Genomic DNA, 15,840 nt, shown 5'->3' on the forward strand with positions numbered 1-15,840 from the left:
CGATTACGCGGCCAGTTCGCGCTGGATTTCCAGCACGCGCGCGCCCCATTCGCGGGCCTCGGCCTGGAGCTCGTCCAGGTCCAGCGTAAGCAGTTCCCGATCCCTGAGCAATGGCCGCCCGGCGACGTGGACGTCGGTTACGGCCTCGCGGGTGGCGGCGTAGACGATCTGTGCGGCGGGTTCGTGCATGGGCTGAAGTTCGATGGCGCGAAGGTCGATGCTGATCACGTCGGCCTGCTTGCCGGGCTCCAGGCTCCCGATGCGGTCGGCCAGGCCCAGTGCACGGGCGCTGCCCAGCGTGGCCATCTCCAGTGCGGCGGTGGCGGGGAGGGCCGAGGCATCGCCACTGACGCCCTTGGCCAGCAACGCCGCCGTGCGTATCTCCCCGATCATGTCGAGATCGTTGTTGGAAGCGGTGCCATCGGTGCCCAGCCCCACGTTCACGCCGGCGCCCAGTAGTTCGGCGGCCGGACAAAAACCGGAGGCGAGTTTCAGGTTGGATTCCGGGCAGTGCGCTACTGACACGGGACGCCCTTGAAGCAACTCGCGGTCCTGTGCACTGACCTGGGTCATGTGTACGGCGATGAACGGCTGGTCCAGCAGACCCAGGCGCGCCAGGCGGGCCAGCGGCCGCTCGCCGTGGTCGCGTTCGGCATCGGCGGTTTCGCCGGCAGTCTCGTGTACATGCATGTGGATAGGGACGGCCAGTTCGCGGGCGCGCTGCGCCACGCGCTGCAGGCTCTCGTCCCCCACGGTGTAGGGGGCATGTGGCGCGACGGTGTAGTGAATGCGGTCGTGGTGCTGCCAGTTATCGACGACTTCGGCGCCCCGCTGGAAGTACTCGTCCGTCGTCTGGGCCCAGGGTGTGGGGAAGTCAAACACCGTCAGGCCCAGTGCAGCACGGATGCCGGATTCGTCGACCACGCGCGCGGCGTCGTCGACGAACAGGTACATATCGCTGAAGCAGGTGGTCCCGCCGCGCAGCATCTCGGCGATGGAGAGGCGCGTGCCCGCCCGCACGAACTCGGGTGAGAGCAGACGGCCTTCGGCGGGCCAGATGTAACGCTTGAGCCACTCCATGAGCGGACGGTCGCTGCCCAACCCGCGCAACAGGCTCATGCCCGAATGCGTATGCACGTTGACCAGGCCCGGAATCAGGGCATGGCCTTCGCGGTGCAGGTGTTCGGCATCGGGGTGTTGCGCGAGGGCTTCCTCACGCGGCAGCAGGGCCTCGATGAGTCCGTCGCGAATGACCAGCGCGTGATTGGCGAGCACCGTGTCGCGCGGGATCACCGGAAGAATCTGCGAGGCACTGAGGACCAGTGTTTGGGGTGTCGACATGAGAGGCCAGACCGAGGGGGTTCGGCCGCGCATGGTACCCCAAAGGGGCGCCCCGGGGCGCCCCCGTGTTTCTATGCCGCCTGGCGCCCTAGGGCCTGCGCGCGGGCGATTTCGGCGACGTGCCGGCCCTGGGAGGCGGCCATCGCGAGTTCGTTCTCGCTTGGCTGACGCGAGCCATCGCCATCGGCCAGGGTGGTGGCGCCGTAGGGGGTGCCGCCGCTGATCTCGCTCATGTCGAGCAGGCGTTTCTCGCTGTAAGGCAGCCCCACAATGGTCATGCCGTAGTGCATCAGGTTGACGATGGTCGAGACCAGTGTGGTCTCCTGGCCGCCGTGTTGCGAGGCGGTCGAGCTGAATGCCGAGCCGATCTTGCCGACCAGCTTGTCGCCAAACCACAGCGCGCCGGTTTGATCGAGGAAGTTGGCCATCTGCGCGCACATGCGGCCGTAACGGGTCGGGGTGCCGATGATGACTGCATCATACTCCGCCAGTTCTTCTGGCTTGGCGATGGGGGCGGCCTGGTCAAGTTTGGCCCCGGCCTGTTTGGCGACTTCCTCGGGCATCAGCTCCGGGACGCGCTTGATCGTCACCTCGGTGCCGGAGACCTCGCGGGCGCCGCGGGCGACGGCCTCGGCCATCTGTTCGATGTGACCCCAGGTGGAGTAATACAGAATCAGGACTTTGGTGCTCATGGAATCAACCTCGTGGGTGCATTGACTGTCCCAGAGTAATTCCTGTCAAAGCGAACGAAAATGCCTTTTATACGGCTTATCGATTCGATTTAATCGAATCGATTTGGGGCCGTAAAGTGGGCTCCAGGCTCACGGGGGATGCGGCGAGCACGGCAGTTTCCAACCCTTCGAGGTCTCCTGGGTAACCGTACAGGAACCCCTGGAAGTGGCGGCAGCCCAGACCGAACAGGAAGGCGCGCTGCTCGTCGGTTTCGACACCTTCGGCAATGACGTCCAGATCCAGCGTGTGGGCGAGATTGACGACCATCTGGGCGATCGCGGCGTCGTTCGGGTCGTCCAGTACGTCCCGTACGAATGACTGGTCGATCTTGAGCTGCGACAGCGGAAGTCGCTTGAGGTAGGCAAGGGAGGAATAACCGGTGCCGAAGTCGTCGAGGGCGAATTCGACCCCCAGCAGCCGCAGATCGTCGATATGGGAGACGACCGTGTCGACATCCTCAAGCAGCATGCTCTCGGTCAGTTCGAGCTTCAGGCGGCTGGCCGGGGCGCCAGTCTCCTGCAGCATCGTGTGCAGATCCTGGACGAACTGCTTGTGGCGAAACTGCCGAGCGCTGACATTGACGGAAAGGGTGAGTTTGCGGAACGCAGCAGAATGCTGCCATGCGGCAAGCCGCTCACAGGCGGTACGCAGTACCTGGCGCCCGATGGGAACGATCAGACCCGTTTGCTCCGCGACGGGGATAAACACGGTAGGGGCGATTTCGCCCCGCTGCGGATGCGGCCAGCGCAGTAGCAACTCGGCGCCGATCACATGTCCATCGGCTTCCACTTGAGGTTGGTAGGCCACGGTGAATCCGTCGTGGTCGAGTGCCTGGCGCAGTTCGCTCTCCAGTTCGAAGCGGGCCTCCACGGCTCGATGCAGCTCGGGGTCGTAGAAACGTACCGTGTTGCGCCCGGCGTTCTTCGCGCGATACATGGCCAGGTCCGCCTGCTTGAGGACCTCCTCCACGCCGAGGCTGCGGCCACTGAAGAGCGTGGCGCCAATGCTGGGGGTGACATGCCGGTTCTGACCTGCGAGCTCGAAAGGTTCGCGCAGGAGGTTGATCAGCTTGCGTCCGACCGCCTCCGCTTCGGTGGCGGCCCTGGCCGGATCCGGGTGGAGGTCGTTGAGAATGATCACGAACTCGTCGCCACCCAGGCGCGCCAGCGTGTCGGCTTCGCGCACGGAATTTGCCATGCGACGTGCGACCTGCCGCAGCAGGTCATCGCCAACCGCATGGCCCAGGGTATCGTTGATGTCCTTGAAGTTGTCCAGGTCGATGAACAGAACAGCACCATGCTGGCCTGTGCGAGCCGTGTTCGCGAGTGCCTGGCCCAGCCGGTCATGCAGCAGTGTACGGTTGGGAAGTCCGGTCAATCCATCGAAGAAGGCAAGGCGGCGAATCTCCTCCTCGGCCTCCTTGCGGTCGGAAATATCCATCATGGTGCCGAACATGGCCATGACCTGGCCATCGTCATCGAAGCGGGCACTGGCGTAGACGCTGACCCAGCGATGGCCGCCGTCGTGGGTGCGCAGCCGGATCTCTTCGGACTGCGCGTGGGTGCCCCCTTCGAGCAGGGTGGCGCAGAAGCTTTGCGCGTCGTCGCGGTCGTGTGGGACCACGTAGTTGCATAGCGGTTCGCCCAAGGTCTCTTCCACTGGAAAGCCGGTCATGGCTTCCCATGCCGGGTTCAGGAGCGTCCATCGGCCATCGGCATCGGTGCGGAAGATCACCTCGGAGATGTGGTTGACGACGTCCTTGTAGCGGTTCTCGCTTTCCTTCAGGGCCGCGGTGGCGCGCCGGTGGGCAGTGATGTCCAGCGTGAGGCCGCGGAGACTGCGGCGGTTCCCTGAATCATCGGCCCAGGAGAGGATGTCGCGCAGCCAGATCCATTGCCCGTTGCGGTGGGCGAAACGGTAGTCCACCACCTTGGGACCGGCACCGGGTTCGCGCGCCGCCTCGCGAACACGGGGCAGATCGGCCGGGTGGATATGCCGCGCGCGGAGCTCGCCGCGGCCCAGGTTGCGCGAGGGAAAGCCCAGCAGCTTGCGTGTATCCCCCGCAACGAACTCCCATTCATGGCTGTCAGGGTTGGCTTCCCACAGGATGGCGTTGGCCCCGCCCAGCATCGATTCCAGTCGGGCCACGGACCGGTTCAGCTGCTGGTTTTGCTGTTGCAGGGTCGATTGAGTGGTACCCAGATGGGCTGCCATGTCGTTGAACGTCAGGGCCAGATCGCCGAATTCGTCGCGCGAGTCGATACGCACTCGATGGTCCAGGTGTCCGGCCTCCAGTGCCTTGCTCCCTTGCAACAGCAGACGCAGGCGCCGGGTCATCATCAGGGCGAACAGGATGGCCGCGAGGATCGACAGCCCCAGCACGCCCAGGGCCAGCAGAACATTGCGTTCCAGGAGGTTCGCCGAGAGCTGCTCGATTGCCTCGGTGGAGTAGCCGACGGCCACTGAGCCAAGGGGTTGATCGGAAAGCTCGATACTGCGGGCGATTTCGACCTGGCCGGCCTCTCTGCGTACGCCTTGCTCGACCGCGGGAAGGTGGTCCGGTGCGACGCCGACCGAGGCCAGGGGGCGATCGCTGGCGTCGAGTACCACTGCGTACAGCACGTTCGAGTCGTCGGCCAGCAGGCCGAGCAGATCCTGCAGCATCGCGGGGTCCGCATAGGCCAGGCCGGGAGTGAGGGCCGACCCCAGCAGCCGGCTTTGCTGTTCCGCGGTGCGTTCCAGTACTTCCTGCTGATTCTGCTGGACTTGGGTGATGCCGCTAAAGAGCAAAGCCCCGACCATCACGACCTGGATCGCGACGGTCCCGATGATGATCTGCCAGGCGACGTTCAGGCGCATGCAGGCCCCGTAGACCCGTCAGAACGGGCACGGCGCGGCATGACGCAGTGCAGCTTGGATTCGAGTGGGAGATGGAACATGGTCCGTCCGTAGGCGCCCGTGTTGACCGGGCTTCAGCGCCTGCAAGGTCCATTATGCTACCTGAATGGAGGATGACTTTCCTCACACGGAGGCATGATGCCCGACCGTTGGCGCTCCCCGATTCGCCGTCCAGGGATCCGTGCTGGGGATGGCCCTGGACGGCGGGTGTCGTCTGATCGCGGGGTGTCGTCTCCCTAGTAGCGGTTGATGGCGAGGCGGCCGGGGCCGGTCAGGGCCAGGGCGATTGCCGAGAACAGGAACATGGCCTGCAGTTCGATGGCCCAGCCGCCGTGCTGGGTCAACTGAACAACCTCGTCCGCATGGGCGAGACCGATGGCGAACAGCATGTTCACTGCGATCAGCACGGCACCGATGCGCGCATACAGACCAATGATCAACAGGACCGGTGCCAGCACCTCGCCAATATAGGCACCGTAGGCAAGTATCCCCGGCAGGCCAGCGCCGGCCAGCATGCCTTCGATGTGCCCGACACCGCCAGAGATCTTGTCGATCCCGTGGAGCAGGATCATTACGCCCAGGGCCAGGCGCAGAATGAGCTTGCCACTATCGTCCAGTATGTTGTCCATCCGTGGTCTCCTTGTAAGTGGATGGTGGGTGGGTATCCGGTGAGGAAACGGGCTGTTCTTTGTCCTCGAGCAGGCCCGCGAGCCGCGAAAAATCGTCCGGGCCGGCGGCATCGAAGCCCCGTTCGTGTCGAATCGCCTGCAGAAGCGCGCGTCCGTCTGGAGTATCCGACAGCCGCTCGAATTTCCCCTGCAAGTCTAGGGAGACGCTGATTTAATCACACGTCCGCGCTCGAGTCGCTTTTGCGTGCGAACAAGGCGCGGTGACTGCCGTGCAGTCATTCTGCACAAGGGAACCGCAACGCCGTTCCCACGCAAAAGCGGCCGAGCCCCTGCTTTCAATGGCTTGTGGGGTTGGCGCCCCCTGTTCCCCGATCCTGCGTTGCGCCGCTTGCGGGTAGAACCACTACCCGCTGCACGACGCGCCTTGTCTCGGAAAACAGGGGGCACCAACGCGGACGTGCGATTAAATCAGCGTCTCCCTAGATCATCGCTGCGCGCACGTTGGTGGAGCACAACCGTGAAGCCGGGGAAACTCTCCGACTGAGCGATGATGCGGGCCAGAGTGCCGTCGGCGAGGGCGATCAGTCGTGCGGTGTCGACCGTCTCTTCACGCGGTTGCAGGGCGACCCCGTCGATCACCACCACACTTGCGTCGGCCAGGCCCAGCAGCATGGCCGATGTGGCTCCCTGGTGGTGCGGGAACTCCAGGTATTCGACTGCTGGCTCATTGGGCGCAAATTCGATCTCCAGGAGGGTGCGCGCCAGGGTGGCGCCTATGCTGTGGCGGAAGGGTGTGGCCAGTGTGGTGCCTTCAAGGTCAGTCAGACTCCTGATCGCGCTGTCAGCGGGGGCGACGATCACAATGGCGAAGATATCTCTTGAGCGTGCGACGGGCGCATAGGGCCCGGCCGCGTCGAGCAGGGGCACCACATGGGGGGCGACGATGGCGATTTCGTAGCGTTCGTCGTGGAGGCGCTCAATGAACTGTGACAAATCCCGGGATGACTCCAGAAACACGGGGTCGCCGCGCTCTTCGGCGATCCAGTCGCGCAAGGGCGCATAGCGTTCGAACAGTACGGGCGGGCTGGCGAAGGGCTGCACACCCAGGGTCCATGTGTCGGCGGTGACCGGGGATGCCATCAGGAGTGTGAGCAGGATTGTGAGGCAAGCCCCCACCCGCCGCGAACGCACGGCAAATCGGCATGACGACCAAACGCGTGGCCCGGGGGCTCGCATGCGCCTCCTCCCTGCGGCTGCTCGTCTTGCTATCCATAGCGCGTATCGAGGGGCCTGTCCATCATGTGTCAACAACTTGGCGGAGTGGCCGCGGGCTCCCCGCGTGGCCTGACGGGATTTCGTTAACGAGAACGTTGAATGGTCTTCTCCCGTGGGTGGCGGGGAGCTGGCGCTAATCTTGCATGAGGCCTCCGGCATGCAGATCACCGTGTCGACGGACACGGCCGGAGGAATGGACATGAACGTATTCGATCGCGTGGCGGAGGCCCTTCTCGCCATGCTGCAGGATTTGACACCCCTGACGGTCATCGGCGCTTTTTCGCTGTTGCTGTTCGGGCTGTTTCTCGTGGCGTTGATGGCCCTGGCCCTGCGTCGAGCGCCCGCCCTGCAGGGCGCCGCGCCCGCGTTGCTGACCACATTGGGGATCCTCGGTACGTTCCTTGGTGTTGCCATCGGGCTGATCGATTTCGACGCCGCTCGGGTGGAAGCGAGCATCCCGGCATTGCTGGAGGGCCTGAAGCTCGCCTTCGTGACCAGCATCGTGGGTCTCCTGCTGGCGGCGGTATTGCGCGTTCTGCAGGTGATGATGCCGGCCCCGGACGCGGTCCCGGGTGGTGGGGTGGACCCTCAAGCCAGCGATGACCCCGAACGTGTGCTGGCCGAGCAGCGCGACGCCACACGGGCCCTGCTACAGGCGGTGCAGCGCATGGATCGCCGTCTGGATGATCGGTTGAAAGATCAACACCACGAGCTGAAGCAGAGCCTGGAGGGGCTGGCGGATCGCATGAGCGAGCTCAGCAGCGGGCATCTGGTGGCCGCGCTGGAGCAGGTGATTCGCGATTTCAACGACCGTCTGGGCGAGCAGTTCGGCGAGAACTTCCGCCGACTGGACGACTCCGTGGCGCGGCTGGTGGACTGGCAGGATCGCTACCGCGAGCAGATGGATACCCTGCACCGGGCGTTCGACCAGGCGCGGGAGGGCGTCGAACAGAGCGAAGGTGCGCTGGAGCGTCTGACTGGACAGGCGCTGAAGATTACCCGGCATGTCGAAGAGCAGGATGCGACGCTGTCCAGTCTGCGGCGGGAGACGGTGGAGCTGGAGGCCCTGTTGAGTGCCATCGCCGCGCTGCGTGATCGAGCCACCGAGGCTTTCCCCGCAATGGATGCACGGTTGGAGGCGATGCTGGAGAGCATCGAGAGCGCCGTGCAGTCCGGGCGTGCGGCCGAGTCGCGCTGGCGGGGCGAGGCATTCGCAGTGGGTGTGGCCACCCCGGCCGACACCTTGGGGGCGCGGTCGTGATCCTGCGCTGGCTGTTGCAGCGCCGCGCACGTGCCCGCGGCACATCGCACGAGGCGGATCAGGGCTCGCACTGGCTGGCGGTGGCGGACCTGATGGCCGCGTTGATGATGATCTTCCTGTTCCTGGCGCTGTTGCACATGGTGCAGGTCGAGCGCTCCAGTGCGGCCCATGCCGAGGTACGCAACGAGGCCTCCGCTTTGCGCGCGGCGATCTATTCGGTGCTGGAGGAGGAGTTCCGCGATGACCTGCCGCGCTGGAATGCGGAACTCGACCGCGACACACTGACGCTGCGTTTCCGCGAGCCGGAGGTCTTGTTCGAGCGTAGTTCCGCGAGTATCCGGCCGCGCTTCGAGGCGATCCTGGACGACTTCATGCCGCGCTACGCGGAGCAGTTGCGCCCGTTTGCCGACGTGATCCGCGAGGTGCGCATCGAGGGGCATACCTCCAGCGAATGGGCGGGTAGCGACGATGCGATCGATGCCTATTTCGGCAATATGGACCTGAGCCAGCGGCGTACCCGGGCGGTGCTCGAGCATGCCTATCGGCTCGAGCCACTGCAGGAAGATGACTGGTTCCGTTCGCGGGTGGCGGCGGTAGGCTTGTCGTCCTCGCGGCGGGTGCTGGATGCGGATGGACGGGAAGACCGCGAGGCCTCGCGGCGGGTGGAGTTCAGCGTCCTGACGGACTTCGAGGCGCGTCTGCTCGGAGCGCCGGACGCGCCTGCGCCGGTGGAGGCGCGGGCACGGTAGCCTGGTTCAGATGGCCTCGAGCAGGGCGCGGCGGAGTTGCTCTTGCTGCGTGGGCTCGAGTGGCCCCTGGTCGTTACGCGCCAGCAGGAAGCTGTCTTCCACCTGCTCGCCGGCGGTGGCGATTCGGGCCGTGCGTACGTCGATCGCGTGTGCGGCCAGGACATGGCCGATGGTCGACAGCAGTCCAGGACGGTCGAGCGCGCGCAGGCGCATGCGCGTGGCCTGCCCGCTGGAGGCAGGTTCGAATTCGATTCGGGTATCCACATCGAAATGTTTCAGGCGACGCGGTAGCTGGCGGCTGACGGGGGTGTTCTCGCCATCGGTGCGGGTGAGCTCGTTGGCCAGGTATTGGCGGATTTCGTCACTGCGGTAGCCAGCGTCCACGGTCTGCCCGCCACCACTCTCGAGTACCAGGAAGGTGTCCAGCGTACGCCCCCCGGCTGTGGTGATGATGCGGGCGTCGACGATGTCGAGGCCCAGCTGGGTCAGCGCACTGGTGATCCGGGCAAACAGGTAGGGGTGGTCTTCGGCATAGACGAAGATCTCGGTGCTGCCGCGCGAGGTCTTGGGGCGTACCAGGATCAATGGCAGGTCGTCGGCTTTCAGTGGCAGCAGTGCCTGTCCGTGCCAGGCGACCTCGTCGGCGGAGTGGCGGAGGAAGTACTCGTCGTCGAGTTCGTCCCACAGGGCCTCCGCCTCGCCTGTGCCGAAGCCGCGATCCTCGAGCAGTTGCAGTGCCTCGCCGCGGGTTTCGCGGATCTGTGCGTCCATGTTCGGCGCCTCGTCGAGCCCGCGTTCCAGGACGTTGCCTGTCGCGTGGTAGAGGGTCTGCAGCAGCGAGTCCTTCCAGCTGTTCCACAGTTCCGGATTGGTGCCACGGATATCGGCGATGGTCAGCAGGTACAGGAAGTCGAGGCGTTCTCGGGTGTGGACCTCGCGGGCGAAGGCCAGTACGACATCGGGATCGGAGATGTCCTTGCGCTGGGCGGTGAGGGACATCAGGAGGTGGGAGCGCACCAGCCAGGCCACCAGCCCGGCGTCTTCGTCCGACAGGCCGTGCTGCTGGCAGAAGTGCAGGGCATCGTGGGCGCCCAGCTCCGAGTGGTCGCCGCCGCGGCCCTTGGCGATGTCATGAAACAGGGCTGCCAGCACCAGCCGTTCGGGGCGCTCCAGTTCCGTATGGATGCGGTGGGCCAGCGGCTGCTCGTGGGCAAACTCTGGCAAAGCCAGCCGGCGGGCGTTGCGCACCACGTTGAGGGTGTGTTCGTCGACCGTGTAGGCGTGGAACAGGTCGTACTGCATACGCCCGATGATGCGCCCGAAGGCGGGGAGGTAGTTGCCCAGCACACCATAACGGTTCATGCGGCGCAGCTGGCTGGTAATTCCGCGGGGTGCGCGCAGGATGTCCATAAACAGCGCACGGCAGACGGGGTTGCGGCGGAAGTGCCCGTCGATCAGATGTCGGTGGGCGCGGATCAGGCGGATGGTCGAGGCGCGGATACCCTGGATCTCCGGGTGCTCCTGCAGCAGGCGAAAGACCTCCAGCAGAGCCGGTGGGTAGATCATGAAGACCTGGTCATGTGCCGCTTCCAGATAGCCGCCGCGCACCTGGAAGCGCTGATGGATGCGGGCCGGGTCCTGCAGGGCCTGTGGATCATCGAGGATGGCTTCGTTGAAGTGCTGCAGCAGCAGTTCGTTGAGTCGTTCCAGATCGTTGATCGTGCGGAAGTAGCGCTGCATGAACTGCTCGACCGCACGGTTGTGGTTCTGGTCCACGAAGCCGAATGTGTTGGCCAGCTGGCGCTGCAGGTCGAACAGCAACCGATCCTCGCGGCGCCCGGCCAGCATGTGCAGGGCGAAGCGCACCCTCCAGAGAAAGCTCTGGCCCTCCAGCATCTCGTGAAGCTCGCCCTCGCGCAGGAAGCCCAGCGACACCAGCTCTTCGATGCGTTCGGCGCCGTAGTGGCGCTTGGTCACCCAGCCGATCATCTGGATGTCGCGCAGCCCGCCGGGACCTTCCTTCACATTGGGTTCCAGGCGGTAGCCGGTTTCCCCGAAGCGGCGATGCCGGGCCTGTTGTTCCGCGAGCTTGGCGGCGTAGAAACTGCGCGAATCCCAGATGTGATCGGAGTCGATTGCGGCGCGAAAATCGTTGAACAGGCTCAAATTTCCGCTTAAGTAGCGTGATTCGATCAGGTTGGTTGCGACCGTGATGTCGTCGTGGGCCTCGCGGGTGCAGTCCTTGATGCTGCGTACGCTGTGGCCGACTTCGATTCCGATATCCCAGAGGAAGGTGACGAACGCGCTGATGCGGTCGAACACCTCGCGGTCTGTGGTGTCATCAATGACGATCTGCAGGTCGATGTCGGAGGCGGGGTGCAGCTCGCCGCGTCCGTAACCGCCGACCGCAACCAGACAAAGGCGGTCGTCGTCGGCCAGCCCCTGTTGGGCCCAGATGAGCTTGAGCATTTCGTCAATGCGTCGGGCATGGCCGAGGATCAGTTCCTCGATCGGCATCCCGTCGCGAAAGCCCTGGTACTGCTGTTCGAGGATGGCGCGGCGGCGATCCCGGAACAAGGAGATGTTCCCGGGGTTACGGCTCAGATGCTGGTAGTCCTCGCCCCAGTCCGGGGAGAACGCAGGGCTGTCCGCCTCGCTGGGCGTGTCACCGGCGGGCAGGGTGGTCATCTCAGGCCGCGAGTTCCTGCGGGGGCGTTTCGTCCTTGCGCATGGTCAGTATTTCATAGCCGTCGGCGGTCACCAGGATGGTGTGTTCCCACTGCGCGGACGGGCTGTGATCCTTGGTCACCGCAGTCCAGCCATCGGCGAGGATGCGGGTATGCCGGCGCCCCGCGTTGACCATCGGCTCGATGGTGAAGCACATGCCTTCCTCGAGCTTGAGGCCGGTCCCCGGCTTGCCGTAGTGCAGCACCTGCGGGTCTTCGTGGAAACCGCGACCGATGCCATGGCCGCAGAACTCGCGCACCACCGAGCAGCGCTGGCCTTCGGCATACTGCTGGATCGCATGCCCGATATCGCCGAGGGTGGCGCCGGGGCGCACCTGCTGGATGCCGAGATACATGCTGGTGCGGGCGACGTCGATCACGCGCTGGGCCTGGATGCTGGGTTTGCCGATCACGAACATTCGCGATGTGTCGCCGTGAAAACCGTTCTTGATCACCGTGATGTCGATATTGAGGATGTCGCCGTTTTTCAGTTTGCGATCGCCCGGGATGCCGTGACACACCTGATGGTTGACCGAGGTGCAGATCGACTTGGGGAAGCCGCGGTAATTGAGCGGGGCGGGGATCGCATCTTGGGTGTTCACGATGTAGTCGTGGCAGATGCGGTCCAACTCGCCGGTGGTGACCCCGGCCTGGACGTGTGGCTCGATCATCTCCAGGACCTCGGCGGCCAGACGGCCGGCGACGCGCATGTGTTCGATCTCTTCAGGGGTCTTGATGGATACGGGCATGAGGGCTCCGGTCGAGACCTGTGAGCGGCGTCGCGCGGTGTCTTCGGGAGCCGGCGACACGGCGCCAAACAGGGCCCGGACAGTTGGTTCGAGTCAGCGTCCTATGCTATAAAGCGCGCGCCTCGCTGGCAATTCGGCGGGGCCGTGAGGCGGCCAACAGGCGGCGTTCTCGCGAACCTTAATCCACACACGCATCGACACGGTCTGTCGGGTGCCTGCCAGGAGGCTTCGGTCTCGTGCCGGGTTTCAGATCGGGATGCGTGGAGGCTCAACCCGTTACAGGAGAAACCTCATGTCCCTCGTGACTATGCGACAGATGCTGGAAGCCGGTGTCCATTTCGGCCACCAGACGCGCTACTGGCATCCCAAGATGGCCCCGTACATCTTCGGGGAACGCAACAAGATTCATATCATCAACCTCGAGAAGTCCCTGCCGATGTTCAACGACGCGTTGAACTTCCTTGGCAAGATCGCCGCGGACGGCGGCAAGATCATGTTCGTCGGTACCAAGCGCTCCGCGCGTGACGTGGTCGCCGAAGAGGCCCGTCGTTGCGGCATGCCCCATGTGTCCCATCGCTGGCTGGGCGGCATGCTGACCAACTTCAGTACGGTCAAGCAGTCGATCAAGCGCCTGAAGGACCTGGAGACCATGGACGCCGATGGCAGCTTCGAGGTGCTGAACAAGCGCGAAGCACTGACCCGCCGCCGGGAAAAGGACAAGCTCGAGCGCAGCCTGGGCGGCATCAAGGACATGAACCGCATGCCGGATGCGATGTTCGTGATCGATGTCGGCTACGAGAAGATCGCGGTTGCCGAGGCGAAGAAGCGCGGTATCCCGGTCGTGGCGGTGGTCGATTCCAACCACTCGCCGGAAGGCGTGGACTACGTGATCCCGGGCAACGATGACGCGATGCGGGCGATCCAGCTGTACGTGGCTGCGATCGCCGACACGATCATCGAGGCCAAGGGCGCGGTGACCACGGGCGGCGTGTCCGAGGACGAGTTCGCGGGCTCGGATGCCGCAACCGACGGTGGCGCCGAATCCAGCGAGGCGGCTCCGGCCAACCCGGCCTGAGTCGGCCTCAGGCTCGATGCGTGTGATCGCGCTCGGGCTGGTTGAACGCAAGGGCCGGCTGCAGATTGCCACGCAGCCGGTCCGATTGACGAATTTTTCAGGAGTACATCCCGATGCAGATTACTGCTGCCCAAGTTAAAGAACTGCGCGAGCGCACCGGCGCCGGCATGATGGAGTGCAAGAAGGCACTGACCGAGACCGGCGGTGACCTCGAGGCCGCCGTGGAGGCCATGCGCAAGTCCGGTATGGCCAAGGCCGACAAGAAGGCCGGTCGTGTGGCCGCCGAAGGCCGGGTCGAGATCGTCACCGAGGGCAACAAGAAGGCCGTGCTGGTGGAGATCAACTGCGAGACCGACTTTGTCGGTAACGACGACAACTTCCGCGCCTTTGCCGCTCGCTGTGCCCAGGTCGCGCTGAATTCGGGCGCGGATGACGTTGAGGCCCTGATGGCCGAAACCGTCGATGGCCAGAACCTCGAGGAGCACCGGACCCAGCTGATCGCGAAGGTTGGCGAGAACGTCCAGGTGCGCCGCTTTGATCGGCTGCAGGCCGAAGACGCGCTGGGCTTTTACCAGCACGGCGCCCGGATTGGCGTCGTGGTCAGCCTGAAGGGGGGCGACGAGGCCCTCGCGAAGGATGTCGCCATGCACATCGCGGCTTCGAAGCCGGTATGCGTGGATGAGACCGGCGTGCCGCAGGATCTGCTCGACAAGGAGCGCGCGATCTTCAAGGCCCAGGCCGAGGAGTCGGGCAAGCCGGAGAACATCATCGAGAAGATGATCGAAGGCCGCATTCGCAAGTACCTCGCCGAGATCACCCTGGTCGGTCAGCCGTTTGTGAAGGACCCCGATCAGACCGTTGGCCAGCTGCTGGAATCGAAGGGCGCCTCGGTGGCCGGTTTCCTGCGCTACGAGGTGGGCGAAGGCATTGAGAAGAAAAAAGAGAACTTCGCCGAAGAAGTGATGGCTCAGGCCCGCGGGGCCTGATTCGCCAGATCGCTTTCGCGTAGACTCCCGGTGCGGGCGCGGGACGCGCTCGCACCGGCCCCGGCCGGAATCCGGCCATCCACATGGCAGGCGCAGGACCCGAGCCCGATAAAGGAGCCCAATGAGTCAGGACAGGCAGCCCGCGTACAGGCGCATCCTTCTGAAGTTGAGCGGGGAGGCCCTGATGGGCCAGCACTCCTACGGGGTGGACCCGGATGTCCTGGCGCAAGTCGCCGAAGAGGTGTCGGAGCTTTCGAGCATGGGTGTCGAGGTCGGCATCGTGATCGGAGGGGGCAACATCTTTCGTGGCGCCGGTCTCGCCCAGGGCGGCATGGACCGTGTCACGGGTGACCACATGGGCATGCTGGCCACGGTGATCAATGCCCTGGCCATTCAGGATGCGATCGAGCGCGCGGGCCGTTTTTCCCGCGTGATGTCGGCCATCCGCATCAACCAGGTCTGTGAAGACTACATCCGACGCCGCGCCGTGCGTCACCTGGAAAAGGGCCGTATCGTGGTTTTTGCCGCGGGGACTGGCAACCCGTTCTTTACGACGGACTCCGCCGCTGCACTGCGCGCCATCGAAATCAATGCCGAGTTGATGATCAAGGCCACCAAGGTGGATGGGGTCTATGATTCGGACCCGATGACGCGAAAGGATGCGCGCAGGTTCGAACGCCTGACGTTCGACGATGCGCTGGAGCGGCGGCTGGGCGTAATGGATACGACCGCGCTGGTCATGTGCCGCGACAACGGCCTGCCGATCCGCGTGATGAACATGTTTGCTAAAGGGGATCTCCGTCGGCTGGTGATGGGCGAGCCGGTGGGGACCCTGGTCGAGGGATCCCGAGATGACTGACGCCACGATCAAGGACGCACGCCAGCGGATGGACAAGAGCATCGAGGCGCTGCGCAACGAATTGGCCAAGATTCGCACGGGGCGCGCGCACCCCAGTCTGCTCGAACATGTGCATGTCGACTACTACGGCATGGAAGTTCCGATCAATCAGGTGGCGAACATCAACGCCGAAGACTCGCGCACGCTGGCCGTGGTCCCCTACGAGAAGGACATGGTCGCCAAGGTGGAAAAGGCGATCATGACCTCCGACCTGGGGTTGAATCCGGCCAGCATGGGCACGGTGATCCGCGTTCCGCTGCCGGCGCTGACGGAAGAACGCCGCCGTGACCTGGTCAAGGTGGTCAGGGCCGAGGCCGAGAATGCGCGCGTTGCAGTGCGCAACATCCGGCGCGACGCGAACAACACCTTCAAGCAGGCGGTGAAGGACAAGGAGATCTCGGAAGACGACGAGCACAAGGCCCAGGAACAGGTGCAGAAGCTCACCGACGATCACATCGCCAAGATCGACGCATTGCTCGAGGACAAGGAAGCCGAGTTGATGGAAGTCTGACCGGCCATCC

At 64.5% G+C, this 15,840-nt stretch carries 13 protein-coding genes; 6 read left to right on the forward strand and 7 right to left on the reverse strand.

The genetic code is table 11. The features are described 5' to 3' along the window. Positions 1-3: 3 nt before the first annotated feature. From C935_RS0109670 to C935_RS0109690, 5 genes are all read right to left on the reverse strand, one after another. Positions 4-1,341: a TRZ/ATZ family hydrolase gene (locus tag C935_RS0109670; protein ID WP_018862299.1), complete on the reverse strand. Its 1,338-nt coding sequence runs from the start codon at positions 1,339-1,341 to the stop codon at positions 4-6. Positions 1,342-1,412: 71 nt separating this feature from the next. Continuing rightward, the gene (gene wrbA, locus C935_RS0109675) at positions 1,413-2,033 is read right to left on the reverse strand and encodes an NAD(P)H:quinone oxidoreductase (protein WP_018862300.1); all 621 of its coding nucleotides are present in this window, start codon (positions 2,031-2,033) and stop codon (positions 1,413-1,415) included. Between the two features lie 76 nt (positions 2,034-2,109). Further along, positions 2,110-4,932, reverse strand: a complete 2,823-nt coding sequence (locus C935_RS0109680; protein WP_018862301.1) for an EAL domain-containing protein — start codon at positions 4,930-4,932, stop codon at positions 2,110-2,112. A 275-nt stretch (positions 4,933-5,207) separates the two neighbouring features. Then, positions 5,208-5,600 (reverse strand): DoxX family protein, encoded by a 393-nt coding sequence (locus C935_RS0109685; protein ID WP_018862302.1) that lies wholly within the window; start codon positions 5,598-5,600, stop codon positions 5,208-5,210. 468 nt (positions 5,601-6,068) lie between these two features. Beyond that, positions 6,069-6,740, reverse strand: a complete 672-nt coding sequence (locus C935_RS0109690; protein ID WP_018862303.1) for a PhnD/SsuA/transferrin family substrate-binding protein — start codon at positions 6,738-6,740, stop codon at positions 6,069-6,071. 292 nt (positions 6,741-7,032) lie between these two features. Between C935_RS0109690 and C935_RS0109695 the strand changes: the two genes are divergently transcribed. Further along, positions 7,033-8,136 carry a hypothetical protein gene (locus C935_RS0109695; RefSeq protein ID WP_026278753.1) on the forward strand — a complete coding sequence of 368 codons (1,104 nt, stop codon included), beginning with the start codon at positions 7,033-7,035 and terminating at the stop codon, positions 8,134-8,136. Continuing rightward, the gene (locus C935_RS0109700; protein ID WP_018862305.1) at positions 8,133-8,885 is read left to right on the forward strand and encodes an OmpA family protein; all 753 of its coding nucleotides are present in this window, start codon (positions 8,133-8,135) and stop codon (positions 8,883-8,885) included. Before C935_RS0109695 ends, C935_RS0109700 begins: the two co-directional genes overlap by 4 nt. 6 nt (positions 8,886-8,891) lie before the next feature. Here C935_RS0109700 and glnD read toward each other — a convergent pair whose 3' ends face one another. Together glnD and map are read right to left on the reverse strand one after the other, a co-directional pair. Further along, entirely contained in the window at positions 8,892-11,573 is a 2,682-nt protein-coding gene (gene glnD, locus C935_RS0109705) for a [protein-PII] uridylyltransferase (RefSeq protein ID WP_018862306.1), read from the reverse strand. A gap of 1 nt (position 11,574) precedes the next feature. After that, positions 11,575-12,360: a type I methionyl aminopeptidase gene (gene map / locus C935_RS0109710; RefSeq protein WP_018862307.1), complete on the reverse strand. Its 786-nt coding sequence runs from the start codon at positions 12,358-12,360 to the stop codon at positions 11,575-11,577. Positions 12,361-12,652: 292 nt separating this feature from the next. Between map and rpsB the strand changes: the two genes are divergently transcribed. The 4 genes from rpsB (at position 12,653) to frr (ending at position 15,830) form a co-directional block, all read left to right on the forward strand. Next, on the forward strand, positions 12,653-13,435 hold the full coding sequence (gene rpsB / locus C935_RS0109715) for a 30S ribosomal protein S2 (protein ID WP_018862308.1): 783 nt from the start codon (positions 12,653-12,655) through the stop codon (positions 13,433-13,435). Positions 13,436-13,548: 113 nt separating this feature from the next. After that, positions 13,549-14,421 carry a translation elongation factor Ts gene (tsf, locus tag C935_RS0109720; protein ID WP_018862309.1) on the forward strand — a complete coding sequence of 291 codons (873 nt, stop codon included), beginning with the start codon at positions 13,549-13,551 and terminating at the stop codon, positions 14,419-14,421. A gap of 121 nt (positions 14,422-14,542) precedes the next feature. After that, positions 14,543-15,280 carry a UMP kinase gene (gene pyrH, locus C935_RS0109725; protein WP_018862310.1) on the forward strand — a complete coding sequence of 246 codons (738 nt, stop codon included), beginning with the start codon at positions 14,543-14,545 and terminating at the stop codon, positions 15,278-15,280. After that, the gene (gene frr, locus C935_RS0109730; protein ID WP_018862311.1) at positions 15,273-15,830 is read left to right on the forward strand and encodes a ribosome recycling factor; all 558 of its coding nucleotides are present in this window, start codon (positions 15,273-15,275) and stop codon (positions 15,828-15,830) included. The genes pyrH and frr overlap by 8 nt, the downstream gene beginning before the upstream one ends. The last annotated feature ends 10 nt before the right edge of the window (positions 15,831-15,840 follow it).

Origin of the sequence: Thioalkalivibrio sp. ALJ3 (assembly GCF_000377205.1) — a bacterium.
In the GTDB taxonomy this organism is placed as follows: domain Bacteria; phylum Pseudomonadota; class Gammaproteobacteria; order Ectothiorhodospirales; family Ectothiorhodospiraceae; genus Thioalkalivibrio.

Bases quoted from the DNA above. Each gene is read 5' to 3' on its own strand.
- pyrH (WP_018862310.1), top strand. From the start codon at position 14,543: ATGAGTCAGGACAGGCAGCCCGCGTACAGGCGCATCCTTCTGAAGTTG.
- wrbA (WP_018862300.1), bottom strand. From the start codon at position 2,033: ATGAGCACCAAAGTCCTGATTCTGTATTACTCCACCTGGGGTCACATC.
- map (WP_018862307.1), bottom strand. From the start codon at position 12,360: ATGCCCGTATCCATCAAGACCCCTGAAGAGATCGAACACATGCGCGTC.
- frr (WP_018862311.1), top strand. From the start codon at position 15,273: ATGACTGACGCCACGATCAAGGACGCACGCCAGCGGATGGACAAGAGC.
- C935_RS0109690 (WP_018862303.1), bottom strand. From the start codon at position 6,740: ATGGCATCCCCGGTCACCGCCGACACATGGACCCTGGGTGTGCAGCCC.
- rpsB (WP_018862308.1), top strand. From the start codon at position 12,653: ATGTCCCTCGTGACTATGCGACAGATGCTGGAAGCCGGTGTCCATTTC.
- C935_RS0109680 (WP_018862301.1), bottom strand. From the start codon at position 4,932: ATGCGCCTGAACGTCGCCTGGCAGATCATCATCGGGACCGTCGCGATC.
- C935_RS0109695 (WP_026278753.1), top strand. From the start codon at position 7,033: ATGCAGATCACCGTGTCGACGGACACGGCCGGAGGAATGGACATGAAC.
- C935_RS0109670 (WP_018862299.1), bottom strand. From the start codon at position 1,341: ATGTCGACACCCCAAACACTGGTCCTCAGTGCCTCGCAGATTCTTCCG.
- glnD (WP_018862306.1), bottom strand. From the start codon at position 11,573: ATGACCACCCTGCCCGCCGGTGACACGCCCAGCGAGGCGGACAGCCCT.
- tsf (WP_018862309.1), top strand. From the start codon at position 13,549: ATGCAGATTACTGCTGCCCAAGTTAAAGAACTGCGCGAGCGCACCGGC.
- C935_RS0109685 (WP_018862302.1), bottom strand. From the start codon at position 5,600: ATGGACAACATACTGGACGATAGTGGCAAGCTCATTCTGCGCCTGGCC.